The sequence below is a fragment of the Corynebacterium sp. HMSC073B01 genome (genome assembly GCF_001838255.1).
Lineage (GTDB): Bacteria > Actinomycetota > Actinomycetes > Mycobacteriales > Mycobacteriaceae > Corynebacterium > Corynebacterium jeikeium_D.
This window is the reverse complement of record NZ_KV836149.1, coordinates 12,982-33,305: the sequence shown is the minus strand read 5'-3', so window position 1 is coordinate 33,305 and position 20,324 is coordinate 12,982. Positions and strand designations below refer to the sequence as shown.

General features: G+C 57.3%; 15 protein-coding genes. 7 read left to right on the top strand and 8 right to left on the bottom strand.

Translation table 11 applies throughout. From position 1 onward, the window contains the following. Window positions 1-209 precede the first annotated feature (209 nt). On the bottom strand, window positions 210-1,673 hold the full coding sequence (locus tag HMPREF2849_RS03860) for an amino acid permease (RefSeq protein WP_049190722.1): 1,464 nt from the start codon (window positions 1,671-1,673) through the stop codon (window positions 210-212). A 98-nt stretch (window positions 1,674-1,771) separates the two neighbouring features. Next, window positions 1,772-2,980, bottom strand: coding sequence for a lycopene cyclase family protein (locus HMPREF2849_RS03855; protein ID WP_070767478.1), 1,209 nt, complete (start codon window positions 2,978-2,980; stop codon window positions 1,772-1,774). Window positions 2,981-3,000: 20 nt separating this feature from the next. On the opposite strand from HMPREF2849_RS03855, the gene HMPREF2849_RS03850 reads away from it, so the two are divergent. After that, entirely contained in the window at window positions 3,001-4,632 is a 1,632-nt protein-coding gene (locus HMPREF2849_RS03850) for an ABC-F family ATP-binding cassette domain-containing protein (RefSeq protein WP_038625400.1), read from the top strand. Here HMPREF2849_RS03850 and HMPREF2849_RS03845 read toward each other — a convergent pair. The 6 genes from HMPREF2849_RS03845 to acnA all read right to left on the bottom strand — a co-directional run bounded on the left by HMPREF2849_RS03845 (window position 4,629) and on the right by acnA (window position 12,963). Then, window positions 4,629-5,387 (bottom strand): response regulator transcription factor, encoded by a 759-nt coding sequence (locus HMPREF2849_RS03845; protein WP_224433497.1) that lies wholly within the window; start codon window positions 5,385-5,387, stop codon window positions 4,629-4,631. The two genes, HMPREF2849_RS03850 and HMPREF2849_RS03845, sit on opposite strands and share 4 nt — an antisense overlap. Next, complete coding sequence (locus HMPREF2849_RS03840) at window positions 5,380-7,656, bottom strand: sensor histidine kinase (protein WP_049170602.1); 2,277 nt, start codon at window positions 7,654-7,656, stop codon at window positions 5,380-5,382. The genes HMPREF2849_RS03845 and HMPREF2849_RS03840 overlap by 8 nt, the downstream gene beginning before the upstream one ends. Before the next feature lie 45 nt (window positions 7,657-7,701). Then, window positions 7,702-8,448 (bottom strand): glutamine amidotransferase, encoded by a 747-nt coding sequence (locus HMPREF2849_RS03835; protein ID WP_080969614.1) that lies wholly within the window; start codon window positions 8,446-8,448, stop codon window positions 7,702-7,704. 47 nt (window positions 8,449-8,495) lie between these two features. Further along, complete coding sequence (locus tag HMPREF2849_RS03830) at window positions 8,496-9,245, bottom strand: glutamine amidotransferase-related protein (RefSeq protein WP_070438429.1); 750 nt, start codon at window positions 9,243-9,245, stop codon at window positions 8,496-8,498. A gap of 142 nt (window positions 9,246-9,387) precedes the next feature. After that, window positions 9,388-9,954: a TetR/AcrR family transcriptional regulator gene (locus tag HMPREF2849_RS03825; RefSeq protein ID WP_016422763.1), complete on the bottom strand. Its 567-nt coding sequence runs from the start codon at window positions 9,952-9,954 to the stop codon at window positions 9,388-9,390. A gap of 222 nt (window positions 9,955-10,176) precedes the next feature. Next, window positions 10,177-12,963 carry an aconitate hydratase AcnA gene (gene acnA / locus HMPREF2849_RS03820; protein WP_080971469.1) on the bottom strand — a complete coding sequence of 929 codons (2,787 nt, stop codon included), beginning with the start codon at window positions 12,961-12,963 and terminating at the stop codon, window positions 10,177-10,179. 367 nt (window positions 12,964-13,330) lie between these two features. On the opposite strand from acnA, the gene HMPREF2849_RS03815 reads away from it, so the two are divergent. From HMPREF2849_RS03815 to HMPREF2849_RS03790, 6 genes are all read left to right on the top strand, one after another. Then, window positions 13,331-13,840, top strand: coding sequence for an Rv1476 family membrane protein (locus HMPREF2849_RS03815; RefSeq protein ID WP_048734147.1), 510 nt, complete (start codon window positions 13,331-13,333; stop codon window positions 13,838-13,840). Between the two features lie 631 nt (window positions 13,841-14,471). Then, window positions 14,472-16,091, top strand: coding sequence for a DIP1281 family NlpC/P60 protein (locus tag HMPREF2849_RS11485; protein WP_070862622.1), 1,620 nt, complete (start codon window positions 14,472-14,474; stop codon window positions 16,089-16,091). Window positions 16,092-16,145: 54 nt separating this feature from the next. Continuing rightward, window positions 16,146-17,150 carry an AAA family ATPase gene (locus HMPREF2849_RS03805; protein WP_016422767.1) on the top strand — a complete coding sequence of 335 codons (1,005 nt, stop codon included), beginning with the start codon at window positions 16,146-16,148 and terminating at the stop codon, window positions 17,148-17,150. Beyond that, window positions 17,150-17,998, top strand: a complete 849-nt coding sequence (locus HMPREF2849_RS03800; RefSeq protein ID WP_016422768.1) for a DUF58 domain-containing protein — start codon at window positions 17,150-17,152, stop codon at window positions 17,996-17,998. The genes HMPREF2849_RS03805 and HMPREF2849_RS03800 overlap by 1 nt, the downstream gene beginning before the upstream one ends. A gap of 115 nt (window positions 17,999-18,113) precedes the next feature. After that, entirely contained in the window at window positions 18,114-19,106 is a 993-nt protein-coding gene (locus HMPREF2849_RS03795; RefSeq protein ID WP_049190713.1) for a VWA domain-containing protein, read from the top strand. 119 nt (window positions 19,107-19,225) lie between these two features. Then, entirely contained in the window at window positions 19,226-20,284 is a 1,059-nt protein-coding gene (locus HMPREF2849_RS03790) for a ferrochelatase (protein ID WP_070438448.1), read from the top strand. The last annotated feature ends 40 nt before the right edge of the window (window positions 20,285-20,324 follow it).

Sequence of the window (20,324 nt, the reverse complement as noted above, 5' to 3'; positions counted from 1 at the left end):
ATAAACTTGCACAGTTTCACATCTGCAGCCCGTATTCACACGAGCATCCCCGCAATTTTTTCAAGCTGTCCGACTCGGAGTTAAAAACGACCCCACCTGGCACTGAAAAGTGCCAAGCGGGGTCGCTATTGTCTTCGACTGCTAATCCAAGTTGTGAGAGTTAGATGCGAGATGCATAGCTACTCGCATCTATTCACAGCTCTTCGCAGCTATTCGCGAGTCATGTCTGCGGTGGCCGGGTCAACGAGCTTGGAGCCCGTGACCTTCTTATGGATAAACCACAGCAGGACGAAGACCGGGATACCCAGGTACGGAGTGAGGATAGCGAAGATATTCTCGCCAGTGCGAATCGGATCAAGTGCCTGTCCGGCCACCACAAAGAAGCACATAATCAGTGCCAGCACAGCACCGGCGGGGAAAAAGTTCGCCTTGTAGGGAAGCGAATCCAACGGGATATTCTGGGCCTTCAGACACTTGCGGAAGCGGTAGTGGCTGAAAGAGATACCAAACCAGGTGATAAAGCCCGCGAGCGCAGACAGCGTCAGCAAGAAGGTGTACGCCACACCATCGCCTACCAATGAGGTAATGAAGCCAGCCATACCGATGACAGCGGTGGCAATCAGAGCGCGCAGCGGAACGCCATGCCCAGAAAGCTTGCCAAAGTAACGCGGAGCGTGTCCCTGACGGGCCAGGGAAAACAGCATACGAGTGGACACATACATACCGGAGTTACCCGCGGACAACACCGAAGTCAGAATAACGGCGTTCATCAGGCCAGCGGCAATCGCGATACCTGCGCGTTCAAAGACCAGGGTGAACGGTGAAATGGAAATGTTGTCCTCGGCGGCGTTCAGAAGATTCGGGTCCGTGTACGCAATAAGGAAACCAATAACCGCGATGGCACCGATGTAGAACAGCAGGATACGCCAGAAGATAGTGCGAATCGCGCGGGGAATCGTACGCTCAGGATCTTCAGCCTCACCTGCTGCTACACCAACCATCTCGGTGCCCTGGAAGGAGTATCCGGCTACGACGAAGACAGCCAACAGTCCCATTCCGCCATTGACGAATGGGGCGTCGCCCGTGGTCCAGTTTTCGAAGCCGGGAGAGGACCCACCCAAGATGCCGAAAATCATGCCGACACCAAGAACGAGGAAGACGATGACGGTAATGACTTTGATGGTCGCAAACCAGAACTCACCCTCGCCGAATGCACGTGCGGACAGGGCATTCAGCCCGAATAGAATCGCGAGGAAGAGCGCGGACCAGATGATTGAAGGCACATCCGGGAACCAATAGCGCATCACCAGCGCAGCAGCGACGAGCTCTGCGGCCACAGTAATCGCCCAGTTAAACCAGTAGTTCCAGCCCATGGCAAAGCCGAAGGATTCTGAGACGTATCGGCGACCGTACTCCTGGAAGGAACCGGGCACCGGCAGGTAAGCGGCCATCTCGCCGAGAGACTGCATAACCAGCCACACCATGATGCCGATAAGAGCGTAAGCGATAAGCGCACCGCCTGGACCGGCCTGCGAAATGGTCGCACCGGAGGCAACAAACAGGCCCGTACCAATGGCACCACCAATGGCAATCATGTTCAGGTGGCGAGCTCTCAGCCTGCGCTGAAGCTTATGGTTTTGTGAGGAAGTCTCCTCAGATTGCGTCGAAGTCATTCATTTATCATAAGCGTTTGTACTCCGGTGAATGCAAAAACCACACGGCTTTAATTGTTGGTATCACCCCACAAATCGGCTGATGTATATGCTCCCGGTCAACGAGTTCTCCATCTCCCAGGTCCCCGCACAAACCCTGCGATGAGCTTTCCGCACGTACGCGGACTCATTTTCAGCAAAGGCACGGCCACTTTCGCCATAGCGCGAAGCGTCGTCAGTGGGGATGTCCCTATCAAATAGGCAAACACGTCCTTTTCCGGCAACGAAAAGAACGCCCGAAAAAACGCACCCGTCTGTCGTGCATCGAACCCCAGCAGCGCCGCGAGTCCACGTTCGCGTAGCCATCGCTGCAATCGCATGCTTAACGACGTCCCCAGCGTCCGGCTTCCCTTCTTTTCCATATCGGCCAAGAAGCGGTCGACATCTTCGATAACCGAACCCACCGAGTAACCAGTGGCAGGATGCATCCAACCACCAGCAAAGCCGAAGAGAGTGCCCATGGATGGTCCACTGTGCGTGAAGTTACCGCGGCGAGAGGGAAAGTTTGCCAGTAGGGGAAAGGACACCACTTCTTCATCGATGGCCAGATCTTCCGAAAGCCCCAGGGACTTCAACCGTGCACTTTGGCGTCTACGCAACAGCGCTAAAAGTGCGGAGTCATCGGCCTCACCGCCGATCCGGACTGCAGCACCGGCTTCGCCACGATACCCGTCAACCATAGGAGTCGGAGTAGCGAGAATGGTCTCTTCAATGAGGAAGGTCCTGTCATCCAAGAAAATGCGATAGGAGAAACTAGCCGGCTCTGCCGCTGGGTCAACCGGTTCAGCCGGAGTGAAGTCCATGAGGACTGCGCGGCGGTGGGCGCTGGGGACGTCGTCAAGCGAAAAGATGTGCCCGATGGCGAGCTGCCGTACCTGCCCACCTCGCCCGACTGCGGCGTGCGTGCGCCCGGTGGTGACAATTGTGATGTCAGTACCCGTGGTTTCGGAATCGGTGAGTGCGCGGCGTTCGATGTGGAAACCGCCAAGTTCTTGCAGGCAGTCCTTGTTAACAACGCCGTAGTTGCGGGCGAGCTGACGTTCGGTGCCGTCGGCAAGAATGACGCTGGGTTGAAAGGTGGCGGCGAGGAAGTCGCTGGGCAACCAGTCGGGGAGTTGGTCGCACCAGAGACCAATCGTCGAGGGCAGTGTGCCACCGGCTGGGTCATAAGCGGTGACATCCCAGCCGCGAGCGGATGCACGGTGGGCGGCGATTCTTCCGGCGGGCCCGAGGCCGACGACGGAGGCGGTCACGGGAAATGAAGCCATAACTGGTAGGCTACTCGTTCGTGATTGTGACCCATGACCTTGAAGTCCGAGTCGGCGCCCGTACCCTGCTCACTGCGCCGGGTGAGCAGCTGCGCGTCCAGCCGGGAGACCGGATTGGACTCGTCGGGCGAAATGGTGCTGGCAAAACGACGACTATGCGTATTCTCTCCGGTGAAACTGAACCCTATGGCGGTTCAGTAGTGCGCTCTGGCTCGATTGGTTACCTGCCACAGGACTCGCGCGAGGGCAACATCGACATCTCCGCCCGCGACCGTGTGCTGTCGGCGCGAGGTCTTGACCAAATCCGCCGCAGCATGGATCGCCAACAGGAGATCATGGAGACCGCGACCACCGACACGAAACGCGATGCGGCGATTCGGAAGTTTTCGCGTCTCGAGGAGCGCTACCACGACCTCGGCGGCTACGAGGCGAACGCCGAGGCAGCCCGCATTTGCGACGCGCTGGGGTTGCCGGAGCGCGTACTCGACCAGCCGCTGAAGACGCTTTCGGGTGGTCAGCGCCGCCGCGTCGAGCTTGCTCAGATTCTCTTCGCCGCTACCGAAGGCTCGGGCAAGTCCGCCACGACGCTGCTTCTCGACGAGCCGACGAACCACCTCGATGCGGATTCGATTACCTGGCTGCGCGAATTCCTCAGTAAGCATGAGGGCGGCTTGATCATGATTTCGCACGATGTCGAGCTGCTCGAGGCCGTGTGTAACAAAGTCTGGTTCCTCGATGCGGTGCGCGCCGAAGCTGATGTGTACAACATGGGCTGGAAGAACTACCTGTCGGCACGCGCGACCGATGAGGCTCGACGTCGCCGTGAATTCGCTAACGCGGAGAAGAAGGCCAGCGCACTGCGCAAGCAGGCCGAGAAGCTAGGCGCGAAGGCGACGAAGGCTCGTGCGGCCAAGCAGATGGTGGCTCGTGCTGAGCGCATGATGGACAGTCTCGACGAGGTCCGCGTCGAGGATAAAGTCGCCCACATTTCCTTCCCAGAGCCGGCCCCCTGTGGCAAGACTCCGCTCAACGCCACGGGACTGACCAAGATGTATGGCTCGTTGGAGGTCTTCGCCGGTGTTGATCTTGCGATTGACAAGGGTTCCCGCGTGGTTGTCCTCGGCTTCAATGGTGCTGGTAAGACGACGCTGCTGAAGCTACTCGCCGGTGTGGAGCGCACCGATGGCGAAGGCGGCATTGTCTCCGGCCACGGCCTGCGCATCGGCTACTTCGCCCAGGAGCACGACACGATTGATCCGGACAAGACTGTCTGGGAAAACACCGTCTACGCCTGCCCTGACGTCAACGAGCCGGAGCTGCGGAGCCTGCTCGGTGCCTTTATGTTCTCCGGCGACAAGCTGCAGCAGCCAGCGGGAACCCTCTCCGGTGGTGAGAAGACGCGTCTGGCGCTGGCGACGCTGGTTAGCTCCCGCGCAAACGTCCTGCTTCTCGACGAGCCCACTAACAACCTCGACCCGCAGTCCCGCGAACAGGTTCTCGATGCACTTCGCACTTACACCGGGGCCGTCGTTCTGGTTACCCACGATCCAGGTGCGGTCAAGGCGCTAGAGCCCGAGCGCGTCATCGTGCTTCCCGACGGCACCGAAGACCTCTGGAGCGACGACTACATGGAAATCGTCGAGCTGGCTTAAGACGGATCCATTGGCCCTGGCAGGTAACCGTCCTGCTGAGCGAGCCTATACATCTCCGACTTGTTAAGGCTGTTCTCGGCCCGGCCAGCTGCCGCATACTTGGCTCGAATACGACCCAAGTAGTCCAACACGGTGTTCGGTGTCAGCCCTGTCATCGACGCGACTCGCTTCGTCGACTCACCGGAGGCGTAAAGCTCCAGTACCTCACGCTGGCGTTCTGACAAATCGACAGAGTCGAGCAGGGGATCAGAGTCAACTACCGATGCCCATTCTGTAGTCAGCGCACCCTTGCCAAGTGCCGCCAGCCGTACTGCAGACACGATTGTCTCCGGGGTTTCCGATTTTTGCACAACCCCCATCACTCCGGTACGCACTGCCTTTCGGACAAGGTATGGGCTTTCAGCTGACGAGAGGATGAGCACGTGATCGGTAACCAATTCCAGCGACAGAACGTTCTGCGCTGGATCTGAATTATCCGCCAGCCGTAGATCCAGCACGACCACATCCAGGCGGTCATCGGTGCCCACATCGGCCAGTAGCTCCGGCACAGTTTGATAACAGCCGACGAGCTCAAAGTCTGGCTCTGCAGAAAGCAGGGTTTCGAGCCCCTGCAGAGTCAAGGCATGATCATCAATCGCAGCAACGCGAAGCAAACGATCCGACTGCACGCTGTAATCTCCGATGTTGTCGGAGTCAATTGCAGCCGAGACGTCGATGGAAGCATTGCTCATTCCCGCAATATTCTCCCTAGTCACGTGACATCACTATCCTCTCACCGGCTTCATCAAACCTTTGCACTCCATTGTCATCAGAAATAGATGCAAATGCACGTCTGCCCGGGGGCAATAGGCGAATTGTTACCGATCCTTCTTCGGCGTTATCGATTGCTTCGAGGAAGTTCGGCATCAACTTGGCCACCGCGGAATCGTCGTCGACAAGCGGAATACGGCGCACATCGGTGCTATCGGAAACGGCCTGCGTGTGATTGCGGTCATCGAGGAGCCGGACATGAACACCTCTTGCGCGGGCGTCCCAAACAGCTTGGTGAAGGGACCCAACATTTAGATGCGGCGAACGTAGGACGTCTCGGAGAAGCTGCTCTGTAAGCCGCGCACGCAACTGCAGTCGCGGGGTCGGTTCTTCCAAAACTGCAGCGGCGCTAAAAATGGGGCCGACCCGGCGCTGCAGCCATTCGTAGTTACTCTGGCTGCTAATTTCGTACTCTTTGGCGGCCCCGGCAGCGTACAGCGCACGATTATAATCCTGAATAGACTGCGGAACGGTGCGCATAAAAAAGCGGACCATGATGGACGTCAAAATTCCCGCGACCAACATCACGGAGCGAACTAACAGGTCAACTCCAGAGATACTGATGTGGGTCGTATCCGAGGGGGCAAAGGGGAAGAACTTGAGAAGCTCCACCATGATCGCGCCACCGAGCACTGAATTCAGCGCAACCCAGGGGCGGCCGCGGATGGAGAGCAATGCAGATGCAAAAGAAATTAAGCTAAAGTGCCAGAAATACGACCATTCCAAATTATTTGGAATGGGCTGGTAGAGCCCCACCACAGCTAATACAACGATCGCGACACCAGTTACGATTGCACGGGCTAACGGCAATTGTGAATGGCGGCCATACATAATCAGCCCGAGAAGGCCGATCGCTAATGCCAGACTGATTTGCCCGGCCGCGGTAAATAATTGTCCATTACTGACTAGAACCATGAACAACACGCCGACGATCGCGCCGTAGAACTGCCAGGAAAAAACAATTGACATTCCCATGAGGTCATACAGCGATGTCGTGTGAGCGGAGGAATCGACTACATCTTCCTCTTCCACAGGAGAGGTATTACCGTGCCATTTGAGAATAACCTGAGTACCTTTCCCAGGCTTTGAATTAACGAGAGCATCTCCACCGCGAAGGGCCTCCATTCGCCCTTTAACGCTCAACCGGATACCTGCACGATGCGGGTCAATTCCCTCGGGGTCGAACCCGGTGCCATCGTCACGAAAATCAATGGACACCTCTCCCGAGGCAACACGAATGTGGCATTTCTTTTCCGCTGCGGCACCTGCGTGACGCTTGGCATTATTTGCCACCTCGGTTGCGGCTAATAGGAACGTGTTAGCAACTTCTCCTGGCAGCCGAACTGGACCGCCTTCTTCGCTGGTGTCTAGCGTTACCGAAATGTCGGGGCTCACCGACATCAATTGCGCCCGTACAGCCTCAGCAAAAGCTCTACCGCTTACTGTTTGCCGAGGCGAGAAAAACAGCCCAGTCTGCTCGTCTAGCGAGAAGTCAATCTTAGAGCCCTTACCGATTGCAGACAGTGCGGCCAATACATAGTCATGGACATAGGCGTTGAAGCTGCTCATCGCCTCGCCGCGGACACGCATACGCTCCGCTCTCTCATTGACCTTCCGAGAGTTCTCGTAGGTGAAGTCAATAAGCCTTGCGACGGGTTGTGCAGAGCCTGCAATAATCACAAATGGAAAAGTGTTGATGAGATTGAAACCAACATCCGACAACATGTCGAGCCAAAAAGTGTGTCCCAGCAACCACGAATTAATGACCGCAATAAGTCCGGGAACAAATACCATCACGGACAAACTGATGTGGAGTGGCACTGTCAGAGCAAATGCAGCGAGGGCTAAACCTGAAAATGGGCTATACCAGAGCGCATTTCCAACGAGGTTATGAGGGAGATCCCAATAGGTTGAAACCAACATCAGGAAAACCAACATGATGTACATCGGCACACGCAGTGCGGTAATAAGGCCTCGCCGCGTATTATTAATCACAGCCCAAATCAACAACATATCGCTGAGAATGAATATGAGCAGTGATGCAAAAGGGAACCAGTGGCTCAGAAAGTTTTCAAAGGGGACAGAACGAACAGCCGATTCAACCTGCCACAAAAAGCCGGTGACGGCAATAATAATCGCGCCGGATCGCAGCACAGACATTTCAATTGATGGTGACTGTCCGGCAAGTGCCGAATCGGGATTCCACCTCTCCATGCGACAATCACATTCCTTTTGCTTATTGCCACTAGATAAAACTAATTAGTCTCTACATGCGGTATGGAGCCGAGCGAAATTCTGAAGAATACGCCCACTTCGAGCAACATCCAACTGTCGCGCGGCCGACACCGCTTTAAGATCTGTTCCTGGTAAATAGTAGCCCTCATTTGCGTAAATCTGGAGACGCTGGGCAAATGTGTTGGCATCTAATTCCGGGTGAAACTGCGTCGCATATGCATTGCGGCCCAACCGAAACATCTGTACGGGGCAGTCCTTACCAGTTGCCAACAACGTAGCGTCGCCAGGCAGTTCTTCGATGGCCTCCTTGTGGCCGACGATGGCGTGAAAGTGGGCCGGTAAACCATCAAGAATTGGATCTGATTCGCCATCTGGAGTTGCAGCTACTTCGATTACAGCTGCCTGCTCCCCGTGCTTGCGGGAGACACGGCCATGGCCAGCAGTACCGAGCAGGCCGACGCCATAACAAGCTCCGAAGAAGGGGAAGTCTCGTTCGAGCACTTCTGCCAACAAATCCTCGAACCAGGTCTCGACTTCCTTCTGTAGATAGCTCTTATCGTCATCAGAGGCGTTAAAGGGACCTCCGCCAACGATTACGCCCGAGTAGTTATCTAGATTCAGATTCCCCGGACGAGACTGTTCCAGGCGAATTTGATGCAACTTTGCCGGCGCCAATGCACACCTCCTGGCAAATGAGAGATGTTCAGCGTGAGCTGCGGCATCTTCGCCGCGTGTGGAAAGCAGGAGGAAGGGCTTGGCGGAGGTAGACATTTGCGGGAACAAATTTCGTGAAAAAGGGAGCTAGAGGGGGACGGAGACTACTGCACCACTAGCAGGCTCGGATTGGCTGCATGCGTACATACGTGCATAAATCGGGGGATGATTGACGAGACGGCCTGGAGGTCCACATCAGATACCTTTAGTCGAATCGCATCGACTTCCTCCGGGTCAAAGTAACCGACGTCGGTGTAGAAAGACATTCTGCGGAGCAGTCCGTTGGCATTCATCTCCGGATGAAATTGGGTAACCCAGTTATTCGATCCGATCGAGTACATCTGCACCGGACAGGTTGGGCCTGTGGCAAGCAAAGTCGCGTGATTTGGAAGTTCCGCAACGGATTCCTTGTGGCCAGTCAACGCATAAAAAACCGGAGGCAACACCGAAGCTATTGGATCCTGAGTGGCAGCTTCGGTGAGCTCTACCCGGGTAGAACCCGCTACTTCGCCGTGACGCAGGTTAACCAAACCGCCCGAAGTAAAGGCCGTGTAGCTAGCGCCGTAGCAGATAAGCAGTGCGGGGACAGGACTCCTAAGTACGTCGTAAAGCACATCGTGCGAATACTTCTGCAGCCCCGAATGCTCAAGGTCGGTGATGTTAAATGGGCTGCCTCCGACGAATACGCCGTCATAGGAGGTCAGGTCGGGCAACTTAGCGCCGACAGCGTCGATGGTAAACAGATCCAACTGGCTGGGCTCAAGCCCGGTGGAATCCAGAAAGTCCTGGTACTCGGCTTGCCCCGCACCATCTGCGGGGCGGAGCGCCACCAACAAAAACTTACCCACACTCATAAATAGACAGCTTAGTCCATATTGAGTGAAATCTATGCATCTTCACCGGTCAAACGGGGTAAATGCACGGCAGAAAGCCGAAACCCGCTCCCGTATTAGGGGAGCGGGTGGTACGTAACGCTATCAGGCCTAGCCTGAGTGGCTAGTCCTTGCGCCGTAAGCTGTCTTCAACTAAATCAAGCACGGAATCCAATTCGTCGACAGTGCGACCAGATGCCAGACGAACGATGATGCCATCGAGCATCAGCTCGAGAAAAAGCTGCATCGTGCGAACCGAATAATCCGACCGTAGGGAGCCGGATGAGGATGTCTGGGTCAATCGGTGGGCAACAGCGTCATCCAATTGATCCTGATGGCCCAACCATTGGCCCTTAAACTCCGGATCGCTGCGAAGGCGACGGGCAATCTCAAGGCGAGTTCCCAGCCAGCCATGCTTGTCTGGGTTCGCCACGATATCACGCATTACTTCCACTAAGCCGGAAGCCTCCGCGACTTCCGCCATATTTGCGGCATCTTCTTCGGCCAATGCTAAGAACAGACCTTCTTTGGATCCGAAGTGATGGAAAATAGCACCGCGAGACTTACCGGTAGCGGACTCCAGACGAGAGACCGTTGCGCCGTCGTAGCCGAATTCTGCAAAGCACTGCCGAGCGCCGTCGAGAATTTCGTGCCGCCGTTGAGCTAAATCCTGGTTACTCACTTTTGGCATAAGGAAACTCTTTTCTTGCCGGCGACGCCCAGGGACATGTTTCACTGCATGACGTGGCAGCGCCATTCCTATACTTCCCAAGCCTCATTTTGGTTGGGGTAGAGAAACCCGAGGCCGGCAGGGCGCTAGCCCGTGGGGTATGAATCCGCGGGCTAGCGCTACCTACCGGCCTCTAGAAGCGCTGCTTGTAACAAGCCCTAGCGCGCACGAGTCAAAGGGAAACTAGTTGCCCTTGATCATGTTGCGCAGGACGTACTGCAGAATACCGCCGTGGCGGTAGTAGTCAGCCTCACCAGGGGTATCGATGCGGACCACAGCGTCGAAGTCGAAGGACTCGCCGTTTTCCTTGGTAACCGTAACCTTGACGGTCTTCGGGATGGAGCCGTTGTTCAGCTCCTCCAGACCAGCGATGTCGAAGGTCTCAGTGCCATCGATACCCAGGGACTTCCAGGACTCACCCTCCGGGAACTGCAGCGGAACAACGCCCATGCCGATGAGGTTCGAGCGGTGGATACGCTCGAAGGACTCAGCGATAACAGCCTTGACGCCCAGCAGCAGGGTGCCCTTAGCTGCCCAGTCACGGGAGGAACCGGTGCCGTATTCCTTACCACCAACGACGACCAGCGGAGTGCCAGCCTCCTTGTAGTTCATGGCAGCGTCGTAGATGAAGGCCTGCGGGCCACCCTCCTGGGTGAAGTCGCGGGTGTAGCCACCGGTAACACCGTCAAGCAGCTGGTTCTGCAGGCGGATGTTAGCGAAGGTGCCGCGCACCATGACCTCGTGGTTACCACGACGGGAACCCAGGGAGTTGTAGTCCTTGCGCTCAACGCCCATGGAGTCGAGGTACTGAGCAGCCGGGGTGCCCGGCTTAATGGAGGAAGCCGGGGAGATGTGGTCGGTAGTCACCGAGTCACCCAGGGCAGCAAGGACGCGAGCGCCCTTGATGTCGGAAACCGGTGCCGGCTCCATTTCCATCTCGTCGAAGTACGGTGCCTTGCGGATGTAGGAGGACTTGTCGTCCCAAGCGAAGGTCTTGCCCTCCGGGGTCGGCAGGTTCTGCCAGCGCTCGTCACCAGCGAAGACATCCTTGTAGTCCTCGTCGTACAGCTCGGAAGAGATGGAGGCCTCGATGGTTGCTTCGATCTCTTCGGTGGACGGCCAAATGTCGCGCAGGAAGACATCGTTGCCCTCTGCGTCCTGACCCAGGGCGTCGGTTTCAAAGTCGAAGTCCATGGTACCGGCGATCGAGTAGGCGATAACCAGGATCGGGGAGGCCAGGTAGTTCATCTTCACGTCAGGGGAGATGCGGCCTTCGAAGTTACGGTTACCGGACAGAACCGCGGTAGCAGCCAGGTCGGCCTCGTTGATGGCGGAGGAAATCTCAGCCGGCAGCGGACCGGAGTTACCGATACAGGTTGCACAACCGAAGCCGGACAGGTAGAAGCCCAGAGCCTCGAGGTCCTTCCACAGGTCAGCACGCTTGAAGTAGCCGTTAACAACCTGGGAGCCCGGAGCACAAATGGTCTTGACCCACGGCTTAGCCTGCAGACCCTTCTCGACTGCCTTGCGTGCCAACAGACCAGCACCAATCATGACCGACGGGTTGGAGGTGTTGGTACAAGAGGTGATGGAAGCGATAGCGACCATACCGTGGTCGAGCGTGTACTCGCCGCCCTTCGGGGAAGTGACGGTAATCGGGGAGCTCGGGCGACCTTCAGCGCCGTTAGCGGCGGACTCGCCGTGGCCCTCGCGGGACTCGTTGTAGTCTGCGGCCAGCTCGGAGGTCGGTGCGGAAGCCTTGACAGCGCCCTTAATCTCGCCGTCGGAGTAGTTGTGCAGGTCCTTGCGGAACTGCTCCTTGGCGGAAGCCAACTCGATGCGGTCCTGCGGGCGCTTCGGGCCAGCGATGGACGGAACGACGGTGGACAGGTCCAGCTCGAGGTACTCGGAGTACTCAGCCTCCGGAGTGTTCTCGTCCAACCACATGCCCTGAGCCTTGGCGTAAGCCTCGACGCGCTCCAGGGTCTCCTTGTCACGGCCAGTCAGGGCCAGGTACTTGACGGTCTCATCGTCGATCGGGAAGATTGCGGCGGTGGAACCGAACTCTGGCGACATGTTACCGATGGTCGCACGGTTGGCCAGCGGCAGCTTGGAGACGCCAGCGCCGTAGAACTCTACGAACTTGCCGACGACGCCGTGCTGGCGCAGCATATCGGTGACGGTGAGCACAACGTCGGTTGCGGTAACACCCGGCTGAATGTCGCCAGTCAGCTTGAAGCCAACGACGCGCGGAATGAGCATGGAGATTGGCTGGCCAAGCATTGCGGCCTCAGCCTCAATACCACCGACACCCCAGCCCAGGATGCCCAGGCCGTTCTGCATGGTCGTGTGAGAGTCAGTACCAACACAGGTGTCCGGGTATGCCAGGCCGTTGTTCTCGAAGACAACGCGAGCCAGGTACTCGATGTTGACCTGGTGGACAATACCGGTTCCCGGAGGAACAACGCGGAAGTTGGAGAATGCGCCAGTACCCCAACGGAGGAACTTGTAGCGCTCATCATTGCGCTGGTACTCAATTTCGACGTTCTTAGCCAGAGCGTCTTCGCTACCGAAGGCCTCGATGATGACCGAGTGGTCGATGACCATCTCTGCCGGGTTCAGCGGGTTAACCTGATCCGGGTCGCCGCCGAGAGTCTTAACAGCCTCACGCATGGTAGCCAGGTCAACAACACAGGCGACGCCGGTGAAGTCCTGCATAATAACGCGAGCAGGGGTGAACTGAATCTCGATCGACGGATCAGCCGAAGGAACCCAGTTGGCGACAGCCTTGATGTGCTCCTCAGTGATGTTGGCGCCATCTTCGTTGCGCAGCAGGTTCTCACCGAGAACCTTCAACGAGTAAGGCAGCTTCTCCATACCCGGCACGGCGTCAAGAGCGAAGTAGTCATAAGACTTGTCTCCGACCTCAAGCTTGCGCAGGGCGTTGAAAGAGTTCTTGCTTTCAGCCACAGTCAGCTCCATTTCTATTCGGGTGAATTGTCGCCTTAACTGAAGAGTCCGGCACTCGAATTTCGGCTCTCCACAAGGCATAGGTGCGATCACGCCGCCCCTTATCAACCAATTAAAGCAATAATCACGACGCGGGGCACACGAGCCCACACACACGTTTTTAAGGAAGCGTTACCGTCCTTGCATCAACAATAACAGTACGAACGTTCTGTATGTAGATTGCTCGCGGCGCGCCGAGTCACGCTACCCCCGTTCACATCCAGAGCAGGCCATTATAGATAGGACAAACGAAGCAGCATCTCCGCCAAATTGGGGCGCGTGGAAACCATTCTCACGCAAAACAGGAGCACGATACGGAAGGCAATTAATGCATACGCCAGCAGATTCACAGGCAGCGAAAGAAACCGTCGAGAAGGTGGTCGCTCAGCTACGCACCGACAACATCGTGACAAATAACCCACAGCTCCGAGAAGCGGTCCAGCCAATTGTCGACGATGCAGCAAATCGGGGGGTGCCCAATTTCAATATCATCTACCTAGATAGCGAGAAGATTTACCCCGTCGCCGAACAAAAGAACACCGACATCTTTTCCTTTGCCCGCCAAGTAGCGGACCAAGTCGGCGGCACCACTGTCGTGCGCACACCGGGCAATGTGGCCACCGCATCTGCCGATTTCCCCCGCGCAGCCATTGAACGCGCCGACCACGCAATGATGGAGACGCCACGAGACTATCCGGCGGGTCTCGATGCCTATTTGCACGAGCTCACTAACTACGTCGTCCCGTGGACTCTTTACAGCCTCATCGCAGGCGTCGTTATCGTCGCACTCTTCGTCGGGCTGACGTTCTACTGGCTACGCACACGCCCAACCGCCTAAGAGTTCGCTTTACGACGGACGCTGGAGTTAACGGCCCCACTGAATACATTCACCGTCCCCGGGTTTTCCACCCCACGGCAAGGGACAGGGTAAATGCCCCAAAAACTGGTAGCAGTGGAGAACTCAGTCACTATCTCAATTGGATAACACTGTTGCAGTCGCCGTAACCGTGTCAACGATTTTCGCCAAGGTCAAGCATGAGCGCTTGACCTTTTCTTATGCCCGGTACCCCAGGTAAAGGTCCGCGGCAGTCCGGCACGCCGATAAGTCATCACATAGTGACATAATTCACACAGAAAACTGGGGTTCATCATAACCGCAGGCCACGGCATATAACGAAACGGTTACAAAGTGGGGGACAGTTGGTAATTTTGTTACTTATGTTTTTTTAGAGCTTTTTGACCCGTAAAGTGCTTCGTGATGCCAATAGTGGACTCAAGGGTCCAGTATTGACCAATGAAAACTCGCGGGAGCGCCGCTGTTGCTTTTGGTTCTGGTTTCGGTTCGACATTTTTCGAAGTTCCACTCAAGACCTGGAGGCAACAACGGGAAGATATCCAACGATGGGGAAGTCGCTGGTGTCGATTCTGAGGCGTGAACGCACCCATAGGAGAAATGTAGGAGTAACGCGGTGCCGAGTAATCGCAAAGTCCGTGCATCATATTGGACTCGTCCAATTGCCGGTATTATCACGGCGGGTCTTCTGGCGACGAACACTCAGGTCGCAGCTGCACAACCACTGAATCCGAGCGACGCCCAGATCCGTCAAGCGCGTGAGGCGGCCTCTAACGCCGAGTCGTACTTGCAGTCCCTGGTCGCCGAGGTAACTTCCAGCGAGCGCCGGGTATCTGACCTCGAGCTACGCATGGGCACTCTCCGCGAGGATGTCAACAAGGCCATGGTGGACCTTGAGAACGCTCGAGATGCCGCTAACCGTGCGCGCGAGGCGGTCGACGAGGCGCGAACCCAACTCGACCGTTCCCGCGCTGAGCTCGCTAGTGCCCAGAAGCAGTTCGACGAGCTAGCACGCACCATCATGCGCCAGGGACGTTCCAGTGGCTCGATTCTCGAGGGTGCGCGAGATGCATCCGAGGCTATTAACCGTCTGTCCGCTTTGCGTCGCGAAGCGGATCGTCAAGAGCAGACCGTTGACTCTCTGGATAAGAATCGAACCGAGGCTGCTAACCAGGAGTCCACGCTTCGCAAGAAGAGTGACGAAGCTCAGCAGGCGGAAGCCACCGCAAACCAGCGAAACACCGATGCTCAGAACGCGTACTCCGAGGCAAACGAGGAGCTTCAAAAGGAGCAAGCTGATTACCAGCAGGCTCAGGTCGATCGCGATGCCGCAAAGGCATCTTTGGATGCAGCCCGAAACGCGGTCAACGAGCTGAACTCCCAGCGCCAGAATTATGAGAACGAGCAGGCCCGCAAGGAAGCGGAAGACGCCGCTGCCAAGAAGGCCGCTGAGGAAGCCGCAGCTAAGACTCGCGCCGAGGCGCAGTCGAACCAGACTGATGAGGATTCCTCTTCTGAGTCCACAGATGAAAGCTCTAGCACCACTGGTTCTACGGGCTCGACTGATTCCACTAGCTCTACCGACTCGACTGGTTCTACGGCCTCCACTGGCTCTGACAGCTCCACCGGCTCCACTGGCTCTAGCAGCTCCACCGGCTCCACCAGTTCCTCTGAGACGACCGAATCTTCGGACTCCTCTGAGTCCACCGAGACTTCGGAATCGTCTAGCACCGGCAGCTCGTCGTCAAGCGGCACCCCGGCACAGACTGTGGCGCCAACGAATCCGGAGACCGGTCAGAGCACCTCGGGTTCTTCCAGCCAGAAGGTTGAGACTGTCATCGCACGTGCGATGGGGCAGCTCGGTGTCCCATACGCATGGGGTGGCGGCAACGCCAACGGCCCGACCAAGGGCATCCGTGACGGCGGAGTAGCTGACTCCCACGGCGACTACAACAAGATTGGTTTCGACTGCTCGGGCCTGACTCTGTACGCCTACGCCGCTGTCGGCATTGACCTGCCTCACTACACCGGCTACCAGTACCAGCGCGGAAAGCACTACCCGGCATCTCAGATGAAGCGTGGTGACCTGCTGTTCTGGGGCCCGAATGGTCATGGCCACGTCGCTATCTACCTGGGCGATGGCAAGATGATTGAGGCACCGCAGTCCGGTTCTGTGGTTAAGATCTCGCCAGTCCGTTATAACGGAATGACACCGAACGTTGTCCGCCTCGTCTAGTTTCTAACGACGTGTTCTACAGGTCGGGCGACCGACCTAAAGAAGGGTTTCTCTGTGACCTACCCAACGCCCACTGACCACACGGACCTCGAGCGCGCATACGCGGAGCTGGGGAAGGTTGTGGTTGGCCAGGAGCACCTGATTAAGCAGCTCTTCATCGCGATGCTCGCAGGAGGTCATGTCCTGCTCGAAGGTGTTCCGGGTGTTGCGAAAACTCTGGCAGTGTCTACTTTTGCCACAGTGATGGGTGGGTCCTACTCCCGCATCCAGTTCACTCCGGATTTGGTGCCATCAGATATTGTCGGCACCCGGATTTTCCGCCAGGACACCTCGGAGTTCATTGTCGAGCCCGGCCCGGTCATGTCAAATATCGTGCTCGCTGATGAAATCAACCGCGCACCGGCGAAGGTGCAGTCGGCACTGCTGGAAGTCATGGCAGAGCACCAGGTGTCCATCGCAGGGGAGTCCACGCCAGTACCGGAGCCGTTTTTGGTTCTGGCCACGCAAAACCCAATCGAAAACCAGGGTGTCTACCCACTGCCGGAGGCCCAGCGGGACCGTTTCCTATTTAAGGTCCTCGTGGGTTACCCCACTCCGGCGGAAGAGCGGGAGATTGTCTACCGCATGGGAGCCACCCCTCCAGTCGCGCAGCAGATTCTCACCCCAGAGAGTGTTCGGGAACTGCAGCGCGCTACCCGCGAAGTCTTTGTCCACCACACACTGATTGACTACATCGTGGCCGTCATCGAACTCACCCGCAATCCGATGCGGGCGGAGTTGAAGGATGTCGACCGCTGGCTTTCCTATGGCGCATCACCGCGTGCAACTCTTGGTGCTGTCGCGGCTGCCCGCGCCCACGCGCTGTTTTCCGGTCGCGACTATGTCGTGCCGGACGATGTGGTCTCCGTGCTTCCCGACGTGCTGCGTCATCGCTTGGTCCTTTCCTATGAGGGCCTGGCCGATGGCGTTACTCCCGAACGGATTATTGACATCGTGTTGTCTCACGTGCGCCTTCCCCAAGGCGCGAGCACTGGCTCCGATGAGGGCACTGCCTCCTAATGTCAGCTCGTGAAGACGATCTTGCACGCGTCCTGGCGTACTTAGAGCTAACTGTTACGCGTAAGCTCAACGGACTTTTGCGCGGCAGCTTTCTCTCCACCGCTACTGGAGATGGCTCTGAGCCGGTTGGCTCCCGCGAATATGTTATCGGCGATGATGTTCGCCAGATGAACTGGGCAGTGACAGCCCGCACTGGAGTGCCGCACGTTCGCACCTCCGAGGCCGAGCGCGAGCTGGAGTGCTGGATTGTAGCCGAACCCGCCGCACGTCTGTCCACCGGCTTGGCCGATACCACCAAACGACATCTGCTCACCGCCGCTGCCGGCGCAGTAACGATGCTTAACGACGCCCCGGGGTCCCGAACTGGATTAATCGCCGGTGGCACTCCAGTGCCCGCGGGCCAGGGCCGTGCCCACAGCTTGATGCTGCTCAAGCAGTTGGCTGACGCGACTGCTGAGCATAACCTCGCAGCGGATATTGACACAGTAATGACTCAGGCTCCGCGCGCTGGGCTGTTGGTTGTCATCTCGGATTTCCTTGGATCACTCGATTGGGCGCGCCCGCTGCGCGTTGCCTCGGCCTCGACAGAGATTATGGCGATTCGCCTGGTAGATCCAGCCGATGAAGCCTTACCCGGCGAAGGCCCGGTGGTCATGGCGGATTCAGCTACCGGCGAGACCATTGAACTCAACATCAACGACAAGACCCGCGCCGAGTATGCAGCTCAGGCTCGTGCCCACCACGAGCGTGTAATCAATGAACTGCGCAAATGCCGTGCTCGCGTTATTACCTTGCGTACGGATTCCGATTGGGTACTGGATTTTGCTCGACAAATTGGCCAACATTAGCGTCTGAGTAACCGCTTGTTAGTGCTATCTTTTTTGGGCCACCGACTAACCGGCTATAGCCACTGGTTTATACGCGACTGTTTAGGCGACTGGATGTGAGGAAACTGATACCGCGATGACGTTCCTAAACTCAACTTTTGCGCACCCAGGGTGGCTGCTCGCACTCGCTCTGCCTCTCGTGGCAGCCGTGGCCTATTGGATCAGCACTAAGCAGCGAAAGCAACGTGCCATTGCCTTTGGCAACTTCACCATCGTTGGATCACTAGGGAATAAGTCGTCGGCACGCCTGCGCCATGTCGTAGCTATCAGTGCGCTGTTGTCGCTAGTTCTGGTCATCATTTCATTGGCTGGTCCGATTTCGGAGACCAAAGTCGCCCGCAACCGAGCGACGGTTATGCTGGTGGTCGACGTTTCGCTGTCCATGTCGGCGACAGACGTTGCGCCAGACCGCATCACTGCAGCTAAAGAAGCCGGCCAAGAGTTCGTGGAGAACCTTCCCGACGACCTCAATATCGGCCTGGTGACGTTCTCTGGTCGTGCTCGCACTGCTGTCAGCCCGACTACCAACCATGACACCGTGAATCGAGCGCTCCAGGCTGCTGAGTTAGATCAGGCGACTGCGACCGGTGATGCCATCGCAGCCGCGCTCGATGCCATCAATCAGTTCAGCGACTCAGTTCAGGGCGGGGGAGAAGGCGCCCCACCAGCTACAATCGTGCTGCTTTCCGACGGCAAACAGACCGTCCCACAAGAACTCGACGATCCCCGCGGCGCATATACCGCCGCCGCCGAAGCCGCCAAGGCCGGGGTGCCAGTCAACACGATTTCGTTCGGTACCGCGCAAGGCGCAATCACGGTTCAGGGCGAATTAATTCCAGTGCCTAACGACGACGATTCGCTGCGAGAGATCGCCCGTCGAACAAAAGGTGAGTTCTTCAGCGCTGGTTCCCTCGAGCAGCTCCGCGATGCCTATGGCTCACTGGAAGATGACATCGGTTACGAACTCAAGCGGGCCGAGAATCCGAGGCCCTATCTGATCGCAGCCTTCGCGATGCTGCTAGTGACCGTGGGCTCACTGCTTGTGACCAATCGTCGAATTCCGCAGTAGGGCTGGGTTAGGGTGCCGTCGTAAAGCGATTTGTATGGAACCCGATTGGCAGGAGACGCCGGGGGCATTGAGCAGTCGTCTTATGGAGTCCTCAGACTGCGCTACTAACATGATTAGCTATGTCTTCTGATAATTTTGACGCTATTTTGCTGTTGTCTTTCGGCGGTCCCGAAAAGATGGCCGATGTGCGTCCCTTCCTGGAGAATGTCACCCGCGGCCGCGGAATTCCGCCGGAGAGGTTGGACGAAGTCGGTGCACACTACGCGCACTTTGGCGGTAAGTCCCCGCTCAACGATTTAAACCGCGAAATTGTCTCCAACCTTAAGGCTGAGCTCACTCGCCGTGGCTATGACTTGCCTGTTTATTTCGGCAATCGCAATTGGCATCCGATGGCTGAAGACACCGCGGCAAAGATGGCTGATGACGGTGTTAAGCGAGCGCTCGTTTTCGCCACTAGCGCCTGGGGCGGCTACTCCGGCTGCCGCCAGTATCACGAAGACATTGCTCGGATGCGCGAATCTTTGGGCGACCGTGCTTTTGACATGGAGAAAATCCGGAGCTTCTACGATCATCCGCTCTTTATAGAAGCCTATGCAGACGCAGTGCGTGAGGCGTTTGCCAAGCTACCGGATGACCGCCGTGAGGACGCCCGGCTTATTTTCACCGCTCACTCTATTCCGGTCTCTGCGGACAAGGCATCCGGGCCGGTAGAGCTCGGCGGAAATCTTTACTCCCGCCAGGTCAACGAAGCAGCACGGCTCGTCGCCGATGCAGTGGGGATCACCGACTTTGACGTCGTCTGGCAGTCCCGCTCCGGCCCGGAGCACGTGCCGTGGTTGGAGCCTGACATCGTCGACCACGTTGAAGCGAAGGTCGCCAACGGCCTCCGATCCGCAATAGTGTGCCCGATTGGCTTCATCTCGGATCATGTTGAGGTCGCCTGGGATTTGGATGCTGAGCTTCAGGATGAAATGGCTCATCACGACATCGTCATCGAGCGGGTCGCAACGCCTGGTCCGACGGCTACTTTCACCGACATGCTCGTGGAGCTCATCGAAGAGCGCATCGCAGATGCCGAACCCCGCCGTCTGGGAAGTGAACCGCTACTCGGCTCGGCCTGCAACGGCGCCCCCTGCGCCGCATCCTGTTGTACTCCGGCAAAGCGCCGCCCACACTGATTCCTTTGGCGCCAATTGGGCCGCGGGGCAGGGCAAATCT

Excerpts from the sequence above, each read along its gene's own strand:
- HMPREF2849_RS03860 (WP_049190722.1), bottom strand. The coding sequence starts at position 1,673 with ATGACTTCGACGCAATCTGAGGAGACTTCCTCACAAAACCATAAGCTT.
- HMPREF2849_RS03855 (WP_070767478.1), bottom strand. The coding sequence starts at position 2,980 with ATGGCTTCATTTCCCGTGACCGCCTCCGTCGTCGGCCTCGGGCCCGCC.
- HMPREF2849_RS03840 (WP_049170602.1), bottom strand. The coding sequence starts at position 7,656 with ATGGAGAGGTGGAATCCCGATTCGGCACTTGCCGGACAGTCACCATCA.
- HMPREF2849_RS03835 (WP_080969614.1), bottom strand. The coding sequence starts at position 8,448 with ATGTCTACCTCCGCCAAGCCCTTCCTCCTGCTTTCCACACGCGGCGAA.
- HMPREF2849_RS03830 (WP_070438429.1), bottom strand. The coding sequence starts at position 9,245 with ATGAGTGTGGGTAAGTTTTTGTTGGTGGCGCTCCGCCCCGCAGATGGT.
- HMPREF2849_RS03825 (WP_016422763.1), bottom strand. The coding sequence starts at position 9,954 with ATGCCAAAAGTGAGTAACCAGGATTTAGCTCAACGGCGGCACGAAATT.
- HMPREF2849_RS03815 (WP_048734147.1), top strand. The coding sequence starts at position 13,331 with ATGCATACGCCAGCAGATTCACAGGCAGCGAAAGAAACCGTCGAGAAG.
- HMPREF2849_RS03800 (WP_016422768.1), top strand. The coding sequence starts at position 17,150 with ATGTCAGCTCGTGAAGACGATCTTGCACGCGTCCTGGCGTACTTAGAG.
- HMPREF2849_RS03795 (WP_049190713.1), top strand. The coding sequence starts at position 18,114 with ATGACGTTCCTAAACTCAACTTTTGCGCACCCAGGGTGGCTGCTCGCA.
- HMPREF2849_RS03790 (WP_070438448.1), top strand. The coding sequence starts at position 19,226 with ATGTCTTCTGATAATTTTGACGCTATTTTGCTGTTGTCTTTCGGCGGT.